The organism is Streptomyces camelliae (assembly GCF_027625935.1).
Lineage (GTDB): Bacteria > Actinomycetota > Actinomycetes > Streptomycetales > Streptomycetaceae > Streptomyces > Streptomyces camelliae.
In genome coordinates this window covers 2,177,232-2,195,909 of the sequence record NZ_CP115300.1, presented here as the reverse complement: position 1 = coordinate 2,195,909, position 18,678 = coordinate 2,177,232, and the positions used below count along the sequence as shown (strand labels likewise).

Annotated in this window: 16 protein-coding genes and 1 pseudogene; 11 read left to right on the top strand and 6 right to left on the bottom strand. The window is 73.6% G+C overall.

The features are described 5' to 3' along the window. The first annotated feature begins 326 nt into the window (after positions 1 to 326). From O1G22_RS09910 to O1G22_RS09900, 3 genes are all read left to right on the top strand, one after another. A complete protein-coding gene (locus O1G22_RS09910) occupies positions 327 to 983 on the top strand; it encodes a Tat pathway signal sequence domain protein (RefSeq protein ID WP_270081011.1) in 657 nt (218 codons plus the stop codon). Between the two features lie 429 nt (positions 984 to 1,412). Beyond that, on the top strand, positions 1,413 to 2,060 hold the full coding sequence (locus tag O1G22_RS09905; RefSeq protein ID WP_270081010.1) for a ScbR family autoregulator-binding transcription factor: 648 nt from the start codon (positions 1,413 to 1,415) through the stop codon (positions 2,058 to 2,060). 22 nt (positions 2,061 to 2,082) lie between these two features. After that, positions 2,083 to 3,270 (top strand): damage-control phosphatase ARMT1 family protein, encoded by a 1,188-nt coding sequence (locus O1G22_RS09900; RefSeq protein WP_270081009.1) that lies wholly within the window; start codon positions 2,083 to 2,085, stop codon positions 3,268 to 3,270. Here the strand turns inward: O1G22_RS09900 and O1G22_RS09895 are convergent. Together O1G22_RS09895 and O1G22_RS09890 are read right to left on the bottom strand one after the other, a co-directional pair. Continuing rightward, positions 3,263 to 4,561, bottom strand: a complete 1,299-nt coding sequence (locus O1G22_RS09895) for a cytochrome P450 (protein ID WP_270081008.1) — start codon at positions 4,559 to 4,561, stop codon at positions 3,263 to 3,265. The two genes, O1G22_RS09900 and O1G22_RS09895, sit on opposite strands and share 8 nt — an antisense overlap. Further along, positions 4,558 to 5,358: an alpha/beta fold hydrolase gene (locus O1G22_RS09890; protein WP_270081007.1), complete on the bottom strand. Its 801-nt coding sequence runs from the start codon at positions 5,356 to 5,358 to the stop codon at positions 4,558 to 4,560. The genes O1G22_RS09895 and O1G22_RS09890 overlap by 4 nt, the downstream gene beginning before the upstream one ends. 118 nt (positions 5,359 to 5,476) lie before the next feature. Between O1G22_RS09890 and O1G22_RS09885 the strand changes: the two genes are divergently transcribed. After that, positions 5,477 to 6,352, top strand: coding sequence for a TIGR03619 family F420-dependent LLM class oxidoreductase (locus tag O1G22_RS09885; protein WP_270081006.1), 876 nt, complete (start codon positions 5,477 to 5,479; stop codon positions 6,350 to 6,352). A 113-nt stretch (positions 6,353 to 6,465) separates the two neighbouring features. Then, on the top strand, positions 6,466 to 8,649 hold the full coding sequence (gene cyc2 / locus O1G22_RS09880; protein WP_270081005.1) for a germacradienol/geosmin synthase Cyc2: 2,184 nt from the start codon (positions 6,466 to 6,468) through the stop codon (positions 8,647 to 8,649). 65 nt (positions 8,650 to 8,714) lie between these two features. On the opposite strand, the gene O1G22_RS09875 is transcribed toward cyc2, so the two are convergent. After that, entirely contained in the window at positions 8,715 to 9,437 is a 723-nt protein-coding gene (locus tag O1G22_RS09875) for a CTP synthase C-terminal region-related (seleno)protein (protein ID WP_270081004.1), read from the bottom strand. Between the two features lie 92 nt (positions 9,438 to 9,529). Between O1G22_RS09875 and O1G22_RS09870 the strand changes: the two genes are divergently transcribed. The 4 genes from O1G22_RS09870 to O1G22_RS09855 all read left to right on the top strand — a co-directional run bounded on the left by O1G22_RS09870 (position 9,530) and on the right by O1G22_RS09855 (position 14,009). Next, complete coding sequence (locus O1G22_RS09870; RefSeq protein WP_270081003.1) at positions 9,530 to 10,429, top strand: LysR family transcriptional regulator; 900 nt, start codon at positions 9,530 to 9,532, stop codon at positions 10,427 to 10,429. A gap of 356 nt (positions 10,430 to 10,785) precedes the next feature. Then, entirely contained in the window at positions 10,786 to 11,355 is a 570-nt protein-coding gene (locus O1G22_RS09865) for a PDZ domain-containing protein (protein ID WP_270081002.1), read from the top strand. Positions 11,356 to 11,879: 524 nt separating this feature from the next. Next, a complete protein-coding gene (locus tag O1G22_RS09860) occupies positions 11,880 to 13,007 on the top strand; it encodes an aminopeptidase P family protein (RefSeq protein WP_270081001.1) in 1,128 nt (375 codons plus the stop codon). A gap of 54 nt (positions 13,008 to 13,061) precedes the next feature. Then, positions 13,062 to 14,009 carry an aminoglycoside phosphotransferase family protein gene (locus tag O1G22_RS09855; RefSeq protein ID WP_270081000.1) on the top strand — a complete coding sequence of 316 codons (948 nt, stop codon included), beginning with the start codon at positions 13,062 to 13,064 and terminating at the stop codon, positions 14,007 to 14,009. 32 nt (positions 14,010 to 14,041) lie between these two features. Here O1G22_RS09855 and treZ read toward each other — a convergent pair whose 3' ends face one another. Next, entirely contained in the window at positions 14,042 to 15,787 is a 1,746-nt protein-coding gene (gene treZ / locus O1G22_RS09850) for a malto-oligosyltrehalose trehalohydrolase (RefSeq protein ID WP_270080999.1), read from the bottom strand. A 182-nt stretch (positions 15,788 to 15,969) separates the two neighbouring features. On the opposite strand from treZ, the gene O1G22_RS09845 reads away from it, so the two are divergent. Then, positions 15,970 to 16,521, top strand: coding sequence for an FHA domain-containing protein (locus O1G22_RS09845; RefSeq protein WP_225095624.1), 552 nt, complete (start codon positions 15,970 to 15,972; stop codon positions 16,519 to 16,521). A 126-nt stretch (positions 16,522 to 16,647) separates the two neighbouring features. Next, positions 16,648 to 17,061 (top strand): SSI family serine proteinase inhibitor, encoded by a 414-nt coding sequence (locus O1G22_RS09840; protein ID WP_270080998.1) that lies wholly within the window; start codon positions 16,648 to 16,650, stop codon positions 17,059 to 17,061. 31 nt (positions 17,062 to 17,092) lie between these two features. On the opposite strand, the gene O1G22_RS09835 is transcribed toward O1G22_RS09840, so the two are convergent. Then, complete coding sequence (locus O1G22_RS09835; RefSeq protein ID WP_270080997.1) at positions 17,093 to 18,343, bottom strand: M14 family zinc carboxypeptidase; 1,251 nt, start codon at positions 18,341 to 18,343, stop codon at positions 17,093 to 17,095. A 136-nt stretch (positions 18,344 to 18,479) separates the two neighbouring features. After that, positions 18,480 to 18,665, bottom strand: a pseudogene (locus tag O1G22_RS09830) (dihydrolipoyl dehydrogenase); the annotation flags it as partial. Positions 18,666 to 18,678 lie beyond the last annotated feature (13 nt).

Genomic DNA, 18,678 nt, shown 5'->3' with positions numbered 1-18,678 from the left:
CAGGTCCCGCGTGTGTCGCGCTCACCGGGGTCCCGCGTGTGTCGCGCTCACCGGGTCCCGTGTGTGCCGTGCTCACCGGGTCCCGCGTGTGTCGCGCCACGACGTCACGCACCCTCCGCGCCGCCGCCACCGGCGCACCCGCGCCACCCGCGTGACGCACCGCCACGCGCACCACCCCTGTGCACCACCTGGAACGACCCGCACCGCACGCGCTTCCGCGTGACGCACCACCCGATCGGCCCACCACCCCGCAGGGCGTCGCCACCCCCCCAGGGCGTCGCCGCCCCTCACCTCGACCGACCCCCACACAGGAAAGAGACACCCGCATGCGTACGCGATCCGTCCTCGCCCTCGCCGGTACCGCCACCGCCTTCACGCTCGCCCTCGCGGTGGCCACCCCGGCCTCCGCCGACAGTGTCGTCCTCACCACCGGCGGCGCGGGCGGCACTGCCGTCGCCGTCGGCGACACCCTCACCGCCCCCCTCGCTTCCGGCACGTCCGCCACGCTGTACTCCAGCGCGACCGGCACCAGCGGCGTCTCGTGCACGTCCTCCCAGTTCACCGCCAACGTCACGGCCAACCCGTCCGCCCCCGGCACGGCCACCGAGTCCGTCACCGGCCACACCTTCGACGCGAGCTCCTGCACCAGCAACGTCCTCGGTGTCACCGGCGTCAGCAGCATCACGGTCGACAACCTGCCCTACACGGCGTCGGTCGGCTCCGACGGCACCCTCACCGTCGCCCCGGCCAGTGGCTCGGTCATCCAGACCACGGTCAAGCTGAAGACCCTGCTCGGCAGCATCACCTGCGTGTACCAGGCCGCCGGACTGACGGGCAAGACCGACAACGCCGACAGCAGCATCTCCTTCACCAACCAGCAGTTCACCAAGTCCTCCGGTTCCTCGCTGTGCTTCGCGAATGGCTACTTCACGGCGAAGTACGCGCCCGTGACAGACGGCGGAGCCCCGGTCTACGTCAACTAGCGGCAGACTCAAGCACATTCATCAAGTGGCCCGAGCCGGCATCAGCCGGCTCGGGCCTTTGGTATGCCGTACGGACGGTTCATCCGGGATCAGGGGGCGCAAAGCACCGACCGGTTCGGCTGTTTCGCGCCTCTTGCGAGCCCCCGTTGAGAGGCCGGCCGTCGGCCTCGTATCGTGGCGATCATGGGTGCGGCACGCGTCGTCACACGACTGCTCGGAATCGGCGGGCGAGGAAGGGGGAAACCATTCTGATCTCGCCTGATCACGGACTGCTGAAGCGTCGTTCGGTGCGGGAGTCGCGGATGACACGTGTCGCCTCGTCGACCCGCACACCCGACTCCCGATACCGCTCGGTGAGTTATCGTGTGCAGGGTGTGAGAAACAAACCGCATGCCCCGTTCATTGAAGTCGCGAGAAGAGGTCCCCACGATGGCGAGGCAGTTACGCGCCGAGCAGACCCGGGCAACGATCATCACGGCGGCCGCCGATCTGTTCGACCGGCAGGGCTACGAGTCCACCAGCCTCAGCGACATCGTCGCACACGCGAAGGTGACCAAGGGCGCCCTGTACTTCCACTTCGCTGCCAAGGAGGACCTGGCCCAGGTCATCCTCGAACTCAACGCGGCCGCCGCGCGGCAGCTCGTCGCCGAGGTCGAGAGCCGGGGCTACTCCTCGCTGGAGGTCCTGATGCGCACCACGTTCGGCATCGCCCGGCTCGCCGTGGAGGACCCGGTGCCGCGCGCCGCGCTGCGCCTCGCCACCGCCGACGTCGCCGTACGGCCGCCGCTCAGGCACCCGTTCACCGAGTGGCTGGAGTTCGCCACGCGCAAGTTCACCGGGGCCGTCAGGGAGGCCGACGTGCACAGCGAACTCGACGTCGGCACGCTCGCGCACTCACTCGTCTCCTTCTTCGTCGGCACCCGGATCGCCGCCCGCCGGCTCGAACCGGTGGGCCGGCTGCCGCGCCGGGTCGCCGAGATGTGGCACCTCATGATCCGGGGCCTGGTCCCGGTGCACCGCCGCCCCCGCTACGTCACCCTCGCCACGCAGCTGGAGCGGGAGATCAGAACCGCCTGACCCGCGCGCTACCGTGACGGACATGCCCGACACCCCGTTCGCACCCGTGATCCTCGGCAACGAACCCGGCTCGTTCCCGCACAGCGTGCTGGCCGAACGGCATCCCGCGATCATCCGGCAGGTCCGGGACGCCTTCCCCTACGGCCCCGGACAGCACCGGGCGCTGGACGAGCTGCTGGAGAGCTGCACCGAGGGCACGGTCGAGCCGCTGCCCGCCCATGCCCCGGACCGGGATCTGTGGGACGCCTGGGGCCTGACCGCCCACGTCGGCCGGTCCTGGTACGACGTGCCCTGGCTGTGGTCCGAGAGCTGGTTCTACCGCCGGCTGCTCGACGCCGTCGGCTTCTTCGGCCCCGGCGCCTGGCGGGGCATCGACCCCTTCCGCCCGTTCAAGCACGCCGAACTCGACGCCCCGGAGACCGACGCCGAACTCGCCGCGCTGGACGACCTGCCCGGCCTGCCGGAGGAGGAGCGGGCGCGCGCCCTGCTGCACGGCTCGCTCTGGGGCAACCGCGCCGACCTCGGCTTCCGGCTCTCCGCCGAAGGCGCCGAGGACCGGGACCCGGCCCGCGCTCTGGTCGCCGACGAGAGCGACACCCTGTGGTCGCTGCTGCCGCCCACCGGAGCCGGCACCCTCGTCCTGGTCGCGGACAACGCGGGCCGCGAACTCGTCCCGGATCTGCTGCTGCTCGCCCACCTCCTCGCCGAGGGCCGGGCCGCGCGGGCGGTGCTGCACGTCAAGCCGTACCCGTACTACGTCTCGGACGCCACCACCGCCGACGTCGTCGACGCGCTGCGGCGGCTGCGCGCCGCCTCCGGCGCGGCCGCCGAGTACGGGCGCGTGCTCTGGTCGGCCCTGGCCGACGGCCGTCTCACCGTGCGGGTCCACCCGTTCTCGTGCGCCCCGCTGCCGTACCCGGACATGCCGGACGATCTGCGCGCCGAGTTCGCCGCGGCCACCCTGACCGTTTTCAAGGGCGACCTCAACTACCGCCGGCTGGTGGGTGACCGGCTGTGGCCCCCGACCACGCCCTTCGCGGAGGCGACCGGATACTTCCCGGGCCCGGTCGCCGCCCTGCGCACCCTGAAGTCCGACGTCGTCACCGGCCTGTCCGCGGCGACGGAGGCCGCGCTCGCCGCCGCGGAGGGCCGGCGCTGGCGCACCAGCGGCACGCATGCGCTGATCCAGGTCGCCCGGCCGGTCACGTGACGTTCAGCCGAAGCGACTTGATGCCGTTGATGAAGTTCGACACGAGCCGGGCGGGCGGTGCCGCGAGCCGGAGCTCCGGCAGGGCGCGCAGCACCTCCTCGTGGAGCAGTCGTAGTTGCAGCCGCGCGAAGTGGGCGCCCAGGCACACGTGCGGGCCGTCCCCGAAGGACACGTGCGGATTGGGGGAGCGGGCGAGGTCGAGCCGGCCGGGCTCGGCGAAGACGCGCTCGTCCCGGTTGGCCGAGGCGTGGAAGACGACGACCTTCTCACCCGCCCGGATCCGCCGCCCCGCCAGCTCGGTGTCGTGTGCGGCGGTCCGGCGGAAGGACAGCACCGGCGGATGCCAGCGGAGCAACTCCTCGACTGCTTGGGCGACTTGGACCTTTCCTGAGCGCAACGCCTCGTACGCCTCAGGGTGTTCCGCCAGCGCCAGCAGTCCTCCCGGGGCCGCACTGCGCACTGTGTCGTTGCCCGCGACCGTGAGCAGGAAGAAGAACATCTCCAGCTCGGCCGAGGCGAGTTCGGCGGTGGGGGTACCGCCCGGTTCGAGCGAAGCCGAGAACTGGGGGAGTGCGAGCGTGGTCATCACGTCGTCCGCCGGGTAGCGCCGCTTGTACGCGGCGAGCTGCTGGGCGTAGCCGAACATGTCCTTCAGCATCGCCGGGGAGCGCGGGTCGACCGGCTTGCCGGTCTCGTCCAGCACCGGGGAACCGGCCTCGTCCGGGTCCTGGTAGCCGATGACCCGCTGGGTCCAGTGCAGCAGCAGGCCCCGGTCGCTCTCCGGGACGCCCAGCAGGTCCGCCAGGTTCAGCAGGGCGTACTCGTCGGTGACGGCGGCCACCAGATCGACCGTGCCGTCCCCCTCCCGCGCCTTCTGCAGCGCCCCGGCGAGCAGCGTGCCCGCCCGCTCCCGGGCGACCGCCGCGAACCGCTCGATCCGGCCGGGCGTGAAGGCCCGGCTCACCAGCCGCCGCAACCGACCGTGTTGCGGCGGATCCTGATTGAGCATCATCCGCCGGATGAACGGCAGATCCGCCGGATCGGGGTCCCGGATCTGCGTGGCGCCGATGTACGAGGAGTACGTCGCCCCGTCCTTCAGCACCCGCACCACGTCCGCGTGCCGGGTCACCGCCCAGAACCCGGGCCCGGCCGGCCAGCCCAGCAGCTCCGGCTCCTCCTGCCAGGCGACCGGGTGACGGTCGCGCAGCAGACGGTAGTCGTCGTGGGGGACAGCGACACCGTACCGCCGGGGATCGAACACATCGGGCACCGGAGAGACGGGCTCGCTCACGCCGACTCCCTTGTCTCTCCCGGGACTTCGGTGTCCGCCCGCAGGAAGTCCTCGACGGCACGGATCAGTTCGAGCGGCGTCTCGTCCATGGCGTAGTGCCCCGCACCGGGCAGCGTGACGAGTTCGGCGCGCGGGAACCAGGACATCCAGGTCTGCCGCATGACCGCGGGCGACAGCGCAGGGTCCAGTTCGCCGGCCACCGCGAGGGCGGGCACCGCGCAGCCCTCGACGTCGGCGTGGAAGTCCTCGCCCGCCCAGGAGTCCAGCCAGGCCCGGAACGCCTTCGCGTCACTGCGCTCCAGCGAGCGGGCGACCATCCGGTCCAGCCAGGCGGCCGGGCGCAGGCCCCCGGTGGTGACGTCGATGATCGCCCGCCGGTTCGCCGGCTGCTCCGCCGCGTCCGTGAACAGCGCGGCCTGCTCACCGGCCAGCGGCAGCCCCGAGGCGGGCACCGGGGAGACACCGACGATCCGGCGCAGCCGGTCCGGAGCGAGGGCCGCCAGCCGCTGTGCCACCGCGCCGCCCATGGAGTGCCCGAGCACCGAGAACCGCTCCCAGCCCAGCCGTTCGGCCAGTGCCAGCAGATCCGAGGCCGCCTCGGCCGTCGTGTACGGGCTGGCCGCGTCCCGGGCCTCGCCGTAGCCGCGCAGGTCCACCAGCGCGTAGGTGAAGGCGGACCGGTCGAGGTCCGGCAGGACGGCGGCGTAGGCGGACCGGTCGGCGAACCAGCCGTGCACGGCGAACACCTGGTGGGCGCCGTCGCCGTGCACCTCATGGGGCAGCACGAAGGAGGTCATGCGCCTACCGTCTCCCGCGCGCGAGGGCACGGCAAGGGTGCGCACGCGGGCATACGGGTGGGCGCGCCGCTGTTGCCGTACGACAGTGACGGTTCCGGACCCGAGGAGAGGCGACCGCGTGCGCATCGGAGTGGCACCCCACCGGCTGTGGCCCGGCTCGGCGGACGAGACCGACGACGCCGTCGAGACCGCCCGCACGGCCGAGGACCTGGGTTTCGACCATGTCATCGCGAGCGGCCACCTGCTGGCCGGGGACGTCGGGGTGACCCCGGATCCGCTGGTCCTGCTGTCCGCCGTGGCCGGCGCGACCCGGCGCATCCGGCTGGTCACCAGCGTCCTGGTGCTGCCCCTGTACGACCCGGTCGTCCTCGCCCACCAGACCGCGACCCTCGACCGGCTCTCGCGCGGCCGCTTCGTCCTCGGCGTCGGCACCGGCTGGGACACCGCGGAGTTCGCGGCCGTCGGCGCCTCCTTCGCCGGGCGGGGCCGCCGCAGCGACCAACAGCTCGCTGTCGTACGGCGGTTGTGGCGCGGTGAGGCCGACGCACCCCGGCTCGGTGTGCCGCCGCGCACCGCGGGCGGCCCACCCGTCTGGATCGGCGGTCACAGCGACGCGGCCCTGCGCCGCACCCTGCGGCACGGGGACGCGTGGCACGGCGCGGGCGTCGACGCCGCACAACTGGCGTCGGTGCGGGCACGGTTGACGGAGCTGGCCGAAACGACGGAGCGGGCGGAGACGACGGAGCGGGATCCGGCCGCCGTCCCGCTGACCGCCGGCGCGTACCTGCTGCCCCCGGGCTTCGCCGCCGCCGCCGACCTCCCGGCCCGGCCCCTGGGCGGCACGCGCGCGAGTGCCGAGAGCGTGCGGGAGGAGCTGGGACGTCTGGCGGAGGCGGGGTTGTCGGCCGTGTCGCTGTGGCTGCCGGTCGACGCACGCGCGCTGCCGGACGCGCTGGCCTGGACCGCCGAGGAGGTGCTGCGGCACCAGCCCTGAACCCGCCCACACCGAGCGCCCCGAAGTCAGGGTTTCGGAGGCGGTTCACGCGATGGTGTGATCATGTGCTGTGCGGTGGATGGGTGCCAGGGGCCACGGGTAGAGCCCCGGCCATGACGCAGCCGTTCGAACTCCCGCACTTCTACATGCCGTATCCCGCGCGGCTCAATCCGCACCTCGACGAGGCGCGCGCCCACTCGACCGAGTGGGCCCGCGAGATGGGCATGCTGGAAGGTTCCGGCATCTGGGAACAGGCCGATCTGGAGGCGCACGACTACGGACTCCTGTGCGCCTACACCCACCCCGACTGCGACGGCCCGGCTCTCTCCCTGATCACCGACTGGTACGTGTGGGTCTTCTTCTTCGACGACCACTTCCTGGACATGTACAAGCGCACCCCGGACCGCGCCGCGGGCAAGGCCCACCTGGACCGCCTGCCGCTGTTCATGCCGCTCGACCTGTCGACTCCCGTGCCCGAGCCGGAGAATCCCGTCGAGGCGGGCCTGAAGGATCTCTGGGCGCGCACGGTGCCGGCGATGTCCGTGGACTGGCGCCGCCGTTTCGCCCTCGCCACCGAGCATCTGCTCAACGAGTCGATGTGGGAGCTGTCGAACATCAACGAGGGCCGGATCGCCAACCCCGTCGAGTACATCGAGATGCGCCGCAAGGTGGGCGGCGCGCCCTGGTCGGCGGGGCTCGTGGAGTACGCGACCGCCGAGGTGCCCGCCGCCGTCGCCGGAACACGTCCCCTGCGTGTGCTGATGGAGACGTTCTCGGACGCCGTGCACCTGCGCAACGACCTGTTCTCCTACCAGCGCGAGGTCGAGGACGAGGGCGAGAACAGCAACGGCGTACTGGTCCTGGAGAAGTTCTTCGACTGCACCACCCAGGAGGCCGCCGACACCGTCAACGACATCCTCACCTCACGCCTGCACCAGTTCGAGCACACCGCGCTCACCGAGGTCCCCGCCGTGGCCCTGGAGAAGGGACTGAACCCGGCCGAGGTGGCCGCGATCGCCGCCTACACCAAGGGACTTCAGGACTGGCAGTCCGGCGGCCACGAATGGCACCTGCGCTCCAGCCGCTACATGAACAAGGGTGCGGTGTCGCATTCGCCCTGGCAGCTCCCGAGCGGCCCCGGCATGGCCGCCGCCGACGTCGGCGCCCTGCTGGCCTCGGCCGCCCAGCAGCGCCTGCGCCGCCACACCCATGTGCCGTACCAGAAGGTCGGCCCGTCCCTGCTGCCCGACTTCCACATGCCGTACGAGCTGAGCCTGAGCCCCCATCTCGACAGCGCCCGAGGCAACCTCGTCACCTGGGCGCACCGCATGGGCATCCTGGAGGAGGGCGTCTGGGACGAGGACAAGCTCGCCGCCTACGACCTCGCGCTCTGCTCGGCGGGCCTGGACCCCGATGCCACCCCCGAGGCCCTCGACCTCAGCGCCCAGTGGCTCGCCTGGGGGACGTACGGCGACGACTACTACCCGCTGGTCCACGGCCACCGCCGGGACCTCGCCGCCGCCCGGCTGGCCACGGCCCGGCTGTCGCGGTGCATGCCCGTCGACGGGGAGCCGGCCCTCGTCCCCGCCGACGCCATGGAGCGGGGCCTGACCGACCTGTGGGCGCGGACGACGGCCCGGATGACCGCCGACCAGAAGCGCACCCTGAAGGACTCCGTGGACTCCATGACCGAGAGCTGGGTGTGGGAGCTGTCCAACCAGCTCCAGAACCGCGTCCCCGATCCGGTCGACTACCTGGAGATGCGGCGCGCCACGTTCGGCTCCGACCTCACCCTGAGCCTGTGCCGCATGGGACAGGGCCCCGCGATCCCGCCGGAGGTCTACCGCAGCGGCCCGGTCCGGGCCCTGGAGAACGCGGCGATCGACTACGCCTGCCTCCTCAACGACATCTTCTCGTACCAGAAGGAGATCGAGTACGACGGCGAGATCCACAACGCCGTCCTGGTCGTGCAGAACTTCTTCGGCGTGGACTACCCGACCGCGCTCCGCGTCGTACATGACCTGACGACCCAGCGGATGGAGCAGTTCCAGCACGTCGTCGCGCAGGAACTGCCCGTTCTCTACGACGACTTGGAGCTGTCCGCCGAGGCCCGCGCCGCCATGGGCGCCTACGTCCTCGATCTGCAGAACTGGATGTCCGGGATCCTGAACTGGCACCGCGAGGTCGACCGGTACAAGGCCGAGTGGCTGGGCCGCCGTGCGCACCGCTTCCTGCCCGACCGCGCGCCCGCCGCACCGTCACTGCCGTCCATGGCGCCGGCCCTGGCGTTCGGCTGACCGGGCATTGCGGGAACTTCGGTGCGCCTTCGGGGAGATCGGGCGCGGCCGGCGGACGGTGCGCGTCAGACCGGCCGGCTGCGTTCGGCCGCCGCGTGCTCGACCGCGGCCCGGGCCAGCGCGCGGATCATCGGGTGCGGGCGCGAGCCGTCGCCGGCCAGCTCCGGCTGGAACAGGGACGCCAGGAAGAAGGGGTGGCCGGGCAGTTCGGCGACCCGTACGTGACCGTCCTCGTCGTACCCGGAGAACCTCAGGCCGTGGGCGGTCAGCGTGTCGAGGTGGCGGGTGGGGCCGTAGCCGCAGAAATACCGCTCGACCGTGTGCCCGGCGCCGATCACCGACTCCGCCAGTGTGCCCGGCTCGATCGTCACCGCCGCCTCGTGCCCCACCAGCGAGCAGGCCAGCGGCTCGATGAGCGGATCCACGGCGTCCGGGTCGTTCTCGGCGTGCGCCACGCCGGTCAGCCCGCACACGTTCCGCGCGTACTCCAGCAGCGCGTGCTGGAAGCCGCCGCACGTGCCCAGGAACGGGATGCCCTCCTCACGTGCGGTGCACACGGCGGCGAGCACGCCCGCCTCGCTGCGGTACGGGCTGCCCGGCAGCACCCACACGGCGTCGAACCCCCGGACCGCCCCCTCGGCCTCCGCGTCCTGGGAGGGGATCCAGTACGCGTCCAGCACCAGCCGGTCGCGCTCGGCGAGCGCCTCCAGCAGGAGGGGGACGCGGGTGTGCGAGACGACGTTGGGGGAGCGGTCGCCGACGAGGGCGATGGTGGCTGTGTTGTCCATGAACGTCATTTTTCGCGCGCACGGTCGTTCACGTCCAACGATGATTCCTGGTCGCTCGATAAGCGATGCTGATGGAGTGGGATGCTGGGCCCATGGACCCGCATCTGCTGCGCACGTTCGTCACCGTGGCGCGCCTCGCCTCCTTCTCGGAGGCCGCCCGCGAGCTGGGCTACACCCAGTCCGCCGTCTCCCAGCACATCGCCGCGCTCGAACAGGACCTGGGCGCGCCCCTGTTGACCCGACGGCCCGTCACGCCCACCACGGCCGGCGAACGGCTCCTGGAACACGCGGGCCCGCTGCTGCTGCGGCTGGACGCGGCCCGGGCCGACGTCGCCCGGATGGCCGCCGCACCGCAGCACGGCCTGACCCTCGCCACCACCCCGACCGGGCTCGGTCCGGCCGTCCTCGCCGCGCTTCCGCCGGCCGGGGTCACGGTGCGTGTCCTCGCCCGCGCGGAGATCCCGGCCGCCGTCGCCACGGGCACCGCCGACCTCGGCCTCGTCGACGGGCCGGCCGCGCCGAGCGATCCGCTGCGGCTGCCCGACGTGGCCCCGCTGACCACGCACGGCGTCGCCGAGGAACCCGTCAGCGTCCTGCTGCCCACCGGGCACCCCCTCGCCGGCCGGGCCGGCCTGCGCCTCGGCGACCTCGCCGACGCCCGCTGGCTCGACGCGCCCGACGCGGCGCTCCCGCTCGCCGCCCTGCGCGCCGCGAACGGCGGCGGCGCCCTCCGCTCCGCGCTGCGCTACGAGGGCACCGACCTGCACACCGTGACCGCCCTCGCGGCCGCCGGCCACGGCCTCGTCCTGCTGCCCCGCTCGGCCGCCATCGCCGTCCCCGGCACGACCGCCGTCCCCCTCACCGCACCCCGCCTCGTACACCGCACGGAACTCCTCCACGGCGGTGCCCCGGGGCCGGCGGCGGCGGAGCTCGTACGGAGGCTGGTGGGCGGGGGCGAGGGGGTTTCGAGCGGGCCTCCGGGGGAGCGGTGAGCCTCTCGGCAGTGCGGTGGGGTGCCGCCTCGGAGGGGGAGTGGCGGCGGAGGTATAGGGGGCTGGTGGGCGGGCGGTCAGCGGGCCTCCGGGGGAGCGGTGAGCCTCTCGGCAGTGCGGTGGGGCGCCGCCTCGGAGGGGGAGTGGCGGCGGGTGTGGGGGAGCCTCGACGGGAGCGGGGGAGCCTCGACGGGGTCACGGGGTGAGCCTGGGGCGATGGCGGGGCGGGGGTGCGCCGGGCCGCGGTGGCCGGGGCGCAATGGCTACCCCGCGATGCCCCCTGCGCAGTCTCACTCGTTCGTGTCTCGTCGCCGCCCGGCGCCCCGGGTAGAGCACCAGCCGGAGGCGAGCGAATCATGGAACAGACTGCGTTGCGGCCCAAGCCGATGCCGGGCCAGGACCCTCGGGACGGCACCGGCACCGGCACCGGCACTGCTCACCGCCCGCACGCCGCGCGCCGGCGCGGGCGGCGGCTGCGGACCCTGCTGTTCGGCCTGTGCGCCGGCACCCTGCTGGTGCTGTCCGGCGTCGGCATCGGGACGGTCGGTGCCACGGTGATCGGCATGAGCAAGCTCGCCGAACTGCGGCACCTGACCACGCCGTCCGCCCCCTCGGCGACGCCCGCCCCGGCCGCCACTCCGAGCTCCGCCGCGGGCCCGGCCGGTGCCACTCTGGGCGTGGAGGCCGTGGACGCCGAGAAGGCGGGCGCGCTGGTCGTGGGCGTGCACGTGCCCGGACCCGGCTACGCGGCCGGCCTGGTCCGCGGCGACGTCCTGCTCCAGTTCGGCCCCGTGCGCGTGGACAGTGCCGCCGACCTCGCCCGAGCCGTCGCCCACGCCCGCCCCGGCGAGGAGGTGCTCCTCACCGTCCGTCACCGCGGCGGGGGCTACCAGCAGTTGACGGCCGTACCGGGCGTGGTGACCTGAACGCGGTCCGCGGTCGGCCCGTACGCGTCGGCCGCCACGGCATCCCACAACGGGCACCCCGGGAAGCTCACATCGGTCACGCAGGGAAGCCCGCACCGGTCACCCCGTGACACCCCCTTGTGCCGCCCCGGGACGCCTCCCTCGGTCACCCCGGGCACCCACCGCGGCCCACCCCGCCGGTCACCCCGGGAACCTCACGTCGGTCACGCAGGGAAGCCCGCACCGGTCACCCCGTGACACCCCCTAGTGCCGCCCCGGGACGCCTCCCTCAGTCGCCCCGGGCACTTCCTCGGTCACCCCGGCCCCCCTCCGGTCGCCCCGGGAAACCCACTGGTCGCTGTCCGTCCCGCGCGCCATGATGGCCCCATGCCGAGCCCTTTCTCCCGCGACCGCGCCCCGCGGGGCGCACGGGCGATCGTGTCGGCGAGCGCACCGGCGACCGGCTCGCGTGACCCCGGTCGGCCGGGCAGGATGCTGCACGAGACGCCATCGCCCCGTACCCTCACCCGCGCCCGGAGGACCGGATGACCGGTAGCACGACCCCGCCCTTCACCGCCGACGACTACCGGGCCCGGATGGAGCGCGCCGCGCGCTCCGCCGCCGACGCCGGTCTCGCGGGGCTGCTCGTGGCGCCGGGACCCGACATGGTCTGGCTCACCGGCTACACGCCCACCGCCGTCACCGAACGGCTCACCGTGCTGGTCCTCACCCCCGGCCAGGACCCCGTGCTCGTCGTACCCACCCTGGAGGCGCCGGACGCCGAGCACGCGGCCGGGGCGACCGCGCTCACCCTGCGCGACTGGACCGACGGCAAGGATCCTTACGCCGTCACCGCCGCCCTCCTCGACGGCCACGGCCGGTTCGGCATCAGCGACAACACCTGGGCGATGCATCTGCTCGGTCTCCAGCGGACCCTGCCCGACACCTCGTACGCCTCGCTCACCGACGCCCTCCCCATGCTGCGCGCCGTCAAGGACGCGGCCGAACTCGAACTCCTCGCGGCGGCCGGAGCCGCTGCCGACGCAACGTTCGAGGAGATCCGGAAGGTTCCCTTCGCCGGCCGCCGCGAGTCCGACGTCGGCCACGACCTCGCGGACCTGCTGCGCCGCTTCGGCCACTCGCAGGTCGACTTCACCATCGTCGGCTCCGGACCCAACGGCGCCAACCCGCACCACGAGGTCGGCGACCGCGTCATCCAGGACGGCGACATGGTCGTCCTGGACTTCGGCGGCCTGAAGGACGGCTACGGCTCCGACACCACCCGCACGGTCCACGTGGGCGAGCCGAGCAAGGAGGAACGCCGGGTGCACGACATCGTGCGCGAGGCCCAGGAGGCGGGCTACCGGGCCGTGCGGCCGGGCGTGGCCTGCCAGGAGGTCGACCGGGCCGCCCGCGCGGTGATCAGCGACGCCGGGTACGGCGAGTACTTCATCCACCGCACCGGGCACGGCATCGGCGTCACCACGCACGAGCCGCCGTACATGATCGAGGGCGAGGAACAGCCCCTGGTGCCCGGCATGTGCTTCTCCGTCGAGCCAGGCATCTACCTGCCCGGCCGTTTCGGTGTGCGCATCGAGGACATCGTCACGGTGACCGAGGAGGGCGGCCGTCGTTTCAACAACACCACCCGCGAGCTGGTCGTCGTGGGCTGACCGGCCCAGGGAGATCCCTCGCGACCCCATCCCCGAACGGCAACGGCGCGATCCATGACCCAGGCACCGACACCCACCGCGGACACCGTCCGCCGACTGGTCCGCTCGCTCCTCAAGGAGAGCGCGGCCGGTACCGCAGGCGGCGCGGGACCGGACGTCCGGCCCGTCACGGAGGGCGGCGAGCACTCCACGTGGTGGGTCGGCACCCGCCATGTGCTGCGGCTCGCCCCCGACCGCGAGGCCGCCGTGCGCCAGCGCCGTGAGCTGCGCCTGCGCGACCTGGTGCGGCCCCATCTCCCCGTCGCCGTCCCGGCCGGCGTGGCGCACGGCGAGTGGGCGCCGGGCCTCACCTACACGCTGGACACCCTGATTCCCGGCGGCACCGCGGAGGAGCACGACGTCTCGGCCGTCGGCGAGGCCGACCTGGCCGGGCTGCTCACCGGGCTGCGCACGGTGCCCGTACGGCAGGCCGAGACGCTCGGGGTGCCGCGGCTCGCCCCGCGTTCCCTGGAGGCGCTGCGCCGCATGGCCGTGCACGCGGCCGAACGCCTCGCCGCCGCCGACGAGTTCGACCCCACGCGCCTGCACCAGCTCACCCCGCCCGGCGCGGCCCAGCTCGCGGCCCAGCCCGGCAGCGCCGTGCTCGTCCACCACGACCTCAAGGGCGAGCATCTGGTGGTCAGCGCCGACGGCAGGGTGCGCGGCGTCCTCGACTGGACCGACGCGGCCGTCGCCGACCCCGCCGAGGACATCGCCGGGCTCGTCCTCGCCGTCGGCTCCGGCGCGGCGGTCCGCGCGGCCACCCTCGCCGGCTACGGCGCCCGCCCTTGCCTGCGCGGCCTGTGGCTGGCCCGCTGCGACACGGTCATCCGCCTCACCGACCGCCTCGATGGCCGCGACGACAGCCCCCTGCCCCTCCTGCGCACCCAACTGCGCCGCGCCTGGGAACCCATCCTCCTGGAACGGGTGACGGACCTGAAAGAAGGCGATCCGGACGCCTAGACCGCCGTACGGCGGGGCGGGACCCCCTGGGCTCAGGGCTGGGACAGCACCACGCAGGACTCGCCCGGCAGCTCCAGCAGGCCGTTCGGGTCCGGGGCGTCGACCGGGTCCCAGGCGGCGAGGAGCAGGGCGGGCCGGGTGCCCAGGGGGATGAACGCCGGTTCCTTGCCCAGGTTCACCACCACCCGTACGTCGCCGCGTCGGAAGGCGAGCCAGCGGGACCCCTCGTCGTACGCCACCTTCGTGTCGGCCAGGTCGGGGTCGGTGAGGTCCGGCTGCTCGTGCCGGAGCGCGATCAGGCGGCGGTACCAGGCCAGCACGCGCGCGTGCGGCTCGCGCTGCGGTTCCGACCAGTCCAGGACGGAGCGGTCCCGCGTCGCCGGGTCCTGCGGGTCCGGTACGTCCTCCTCGGCCCAGCCGTGCGCCGCGAACTCCCGTCGCCTGCCCCGCCGTACCGCCTCGGCCAGCTCCGGATCGGTGTGGTCGGTGAAGAACTGCCAGGGCGTGCCCGCCGCCCACTCCTCGCCCATGAACAGCATCGGCGTGAACGGCGAGGTCAGCGTGAGCGCCGCCGCGCAGGCCAGCAGGCCGGGGGGAAGCTGGGCGGAGAGCCGGTCGCCCTGGGCGCGGTTGCCGACCTGGTCGTGGGTCTGGCCGTAGCCGAGCAGGCGGTGCGCGGCCACACGCGAGCGGTCCAGCGGGCGGCCGTGGTGCCGGCCCCGGAAGCTGGAGTACGTGCCGTCGTGGAAGAAGCCGCCGGTCAGCGTCTTGGCGAGCGCGGCGAACGGGTCGCGCGCGAAGTCCGCGTAGTAGCCCTGCGCCTCGCCGGTCAGCGCGGTGTGCAGGGCGTGGTGGAAGTCGTCGTTCCACTGCGCGTGCAGTCCGAGCCCGTGCTCCGCGCGCGGGGTGATGTACCGCGGGTCGTTCAGGTCGGACTCGGCGATCAGCGTGAGCGGCCGGTCCAGCTCCGCGGCGAGCGCGTCCACGGCCGCCGACAGCTCCTCCAGGAACGGGTACGCGCGCGTGTCGCGCAGCGCGTGCACCGCGTCCAGGCGCAGCCCGTCGATCCGGTAGTCCCGCAGCCACGCCAGCGCGCTGCCGATCAGGAACGCGCGCACCTCGTCCGAGCCGGGCGCGTCCAGGTTCACCGCCGAGCCCCACGGCGTGTGGTGCGCGTCGGTGAAGTACGGCCCGAACCGAGGGAGATAGTTGCCCGAGGGGCCCAAGTGGTTGTGCACGACGTCCAGTACCACCCCGAGACCGAGTTCGTGCGCCCGGTCCACGAACCGCTTCAGCGCCTCGGGGCCGCCGTACGGCTCGTGCACCGCCCAGAGCGACACGCCCTCGTACCCCCACCCGTGCCGCCCCGGGAACGGGCACAGCGGCATCAACTCGACATGGGTGACGCCCAGTTCGGCCAGGTGCTCCAGCCGTCCGGCGGCCGCGTCCAGGGTGCCCTCCGGGGTGTACGTGCCCACGTGCAGCTCGTAGAGCACCGCCCCCGGCAGCCCGCGCCCCCGCCAGCGTGCCTGCCACGCGTACCGCCCGTGGTCCACGACCGCGCTCAGCCCGTCCGGGCCGTCCGGCTGGCGGCGCGAGCGCGGGTCGGGCAGGACGGGACCGTCGTCCAGCGCGAACCCGTACCGGGCGCCGTCGCCCGCCTCCGCCTCCCCGGTCCACCAGCCCGCGCGGTCGGGATCGCGCGCCAACGCGCGCGTGGCGCCCTCGCACTGGAGCGTCACTCGGTCTGCCTGCGGTGCCCACACCTCGAACTGCACGGACGGTTCCCCTTCGTCTGCTCACCGTGATGACGTCCCGCGGCCCCCCATCGTGCCGTCCGGACGCCCCATACGCGCTCGAATGCGGCCTTCCCCCGCCGGTGTCGCGGAATCCACACGCGCGTGACCGGCGATTCCCGGTTTTCTGGACACCCGGGGTTCGCTGACCGACAATCACCTCCGTGACGTCGTCTTTCGAGTTCTCCACGTACCCCGCGCGGCTGTCCGACGCGGAGCGCGACAAGGCGCTTCAGGTGCTGCGCGACGGCGTCGCCAAGGGCCGGCTGTCGCACGACACGTTCGTACGCCGCATGGAGCTGGCGCTCTCCGCCCGCCACGCCGACGAGCTGGCCGCCCTCGTCGCCGACCTGCCCCGTGAGAACCGTCTCTCCCGCGCGGTGTTCGGCACCGTCGAGGCCGTCTCCGGGTTCACCGTACGGCTGCGCCGCGCCTGGCAGGCCGAGCGGCTGCCCAAGCTGCTGCTGCCGCACCCCGGGCAGACCCACCCGCTGCGCATAGGCCGCGACCCCGCCAACGGGCTGCGCCTGAACCACGAGACCGTCTCGCGCGTGCACGCCGAGCTGCACCGCCAGGGGGACATGTGGGTCCTGAGGGACCTCGGCTCCACCAACGGCACCACCGTCAACGGCCGCCGGGTGACCGGTGCGGTCGTGGTCCGTGAGGGTGATCTGGTCGCCTTCGGCAGGATGGGGTTCCGGCTCTCGGTGAGCTGAGACCGTACGGCTGTGGCGGTCGGCCGGGTTCGAACTGGTGCTCTTTCCCGCGCGTGTGCCCTCCCGTTCGGGTGAGCCGGGCCGAGCCGGCCGGGGAACCCGGGCCGGCGTGCCGATGCTGGGGGCATGACGTACCTCACCAGAGTGACAGCGGCGGCCGGCGCCCTGCTGTCGGCCGCCGGGCTCCTCGCCGCGAGCCCGGCCCACGCGGCGCCCCGCGACGACCTCCCCCGCAACTGGCTCTCCCTGATCGTCACCCGGGGCGACGCTCCGACGGGCACCACGCGCGGCGCGCTGCTGCTGTGCGACCCGCCGCAGGCCCACCCGCGGGCCGCCGAGGCCTGCGCGGAACTCGCCGCCGCCGACGGTGACATCGCCCGCATGCCGGCCGACAACGTCTTCTGTCCGATGATCTACGCCCCGGTGACGGCCTACGCGCGCGGGCAGTGGAACGGCCGGCCGGTCGACTTCCGGCAGACCTACCCCAACGCCTGCGTCATGAACGCGCGCACCGGAGCGGTGTTCGCGCTCGACGGGTGAGATCTGCTCCCGGCGACCGCCTGAGCTCTGCTCACAGCGCCCGCTCCCGGGCCTGCTGCGCCGCCACCAGCACCGTCCTGGACTGATGCTCCACCTGGTGCTCCAACGGCACCCAGCGGGCCCGGAAACGCACCGCGAACGCGTCGCACCAGTCGGCGACGAGCCGCTCCAGCCGCGGCGCCGCCCGGTCGTCCGTCTCCCGCAGCACGCGCAGCAGCATCGCCGCCGCGCGCAGCGGCAGCCGCCGCCCGAAGGCGTCCACACTGCCGACGTACGCCATCGTGGTGCCTGCCGGCGGGGTGTGGATCCAGTCCTCGGCCAGGCCCGGGATCAGCCCCAGCACCCAGCGCGCGGCCCGCAGCAGCGGACCGTCCATGCCGTCGAGGCGGGGCAGGGCCTCGGCGAGTATCCGCTCCACCTCGCCCGCGTCCCCCGTCAGCCGCCGCGCCAGCCTCCGCATCGCCGCCGCCGGTGCCGGGTGCGGCGCCCGGTCGTCCACCAGGTCGCTGGCCCACATCGGCACCTCCACGACGGCCGTCAGGCCGCCGTACCGGTGCGCGTGGTACCACGTGCTGTGCCGCGCGTCGTCCGGCATGCTCGGGTAGGCGACGCCCGTCTCCGGGCCGGGCATGACATGCACCCCCGGGCCGGCGGCCGGCCAGCCGGCGGCGTCCGAGGCACCCGTCTCCACCGGGATGTGCAGCTGCGCCGCGGACTTGGCGAACGGCTCCGCGAGCCCCGGCACGTCCCTGGTCAGCTGCACCCAGCTGCCGCCCAGATCGGTGCCGTGCAGCGTCACCTGGAGGTACGGGCGCAGCTCGTCGATCAGCCCGGTCAGCGTGCGGGTCTCGGGCGGCAGCCGGTCCGGCGGCAGCACCGACGGCGACCACTCCGGCTGCTCCGCGCCCGTCGGCCGGTAGAAGCCGAGGTGGTAGTCGAGCAGGCTGCGCGGCGCCGGGGTCACATGCAGACTCGCGCCGTCCGGATCGGCGCAGAGCAGGAAGTGCCAGGACGTATCCGCCCGCAACTCCCGCTCGGCCAGAACGCGTTCGGCCAGCACCCGCAGGGTGGAGCCCCCCGTCGGCTCGTTGGCGTGCGCGCCGGCCACCACCAGCACCGCCCGCCGGGCATGCCCCACCGACAGCAGGTGCAGGGGTCTTCCCGCGCGCGAGACGCCCACCTGTCTGAGCGCGCACAGCCCGGGCTCCTGAGCGGCCAACGCCTGTGCGGAGGCGATCAGTTCGGGAACGCTGGGATAGCGCAGCTCCGGCAGGAAACTCACCCCCGACTCGTCCGCCCGGCTTCGCCCTCCCAGTCCCGCACGGGATGGGTGAACTGTCAAGTACCCGACGGGGGAGGCTCCAGGGGCGCCCGGGCGCAGTTCCCGGGACGCGGTCCGGGCACTGTGGGGCGTGGGCTCACTGCTGGTGAAGGCCGCGTCCCGCGAGCGTCCGAAACACCTCGCACGCCGCCTCCGACAGCGTCGGATGCCCGTGTACATGGCGGGCCACGTCCGCCGGCTCGGCGTCCCGGCCGACGATCAGCCGGCCCTCGGCGATCATCTTCGACACGTGCGGCCCGACCAGATGCACGCCCCAGCACCTGTCCACCGGCCCG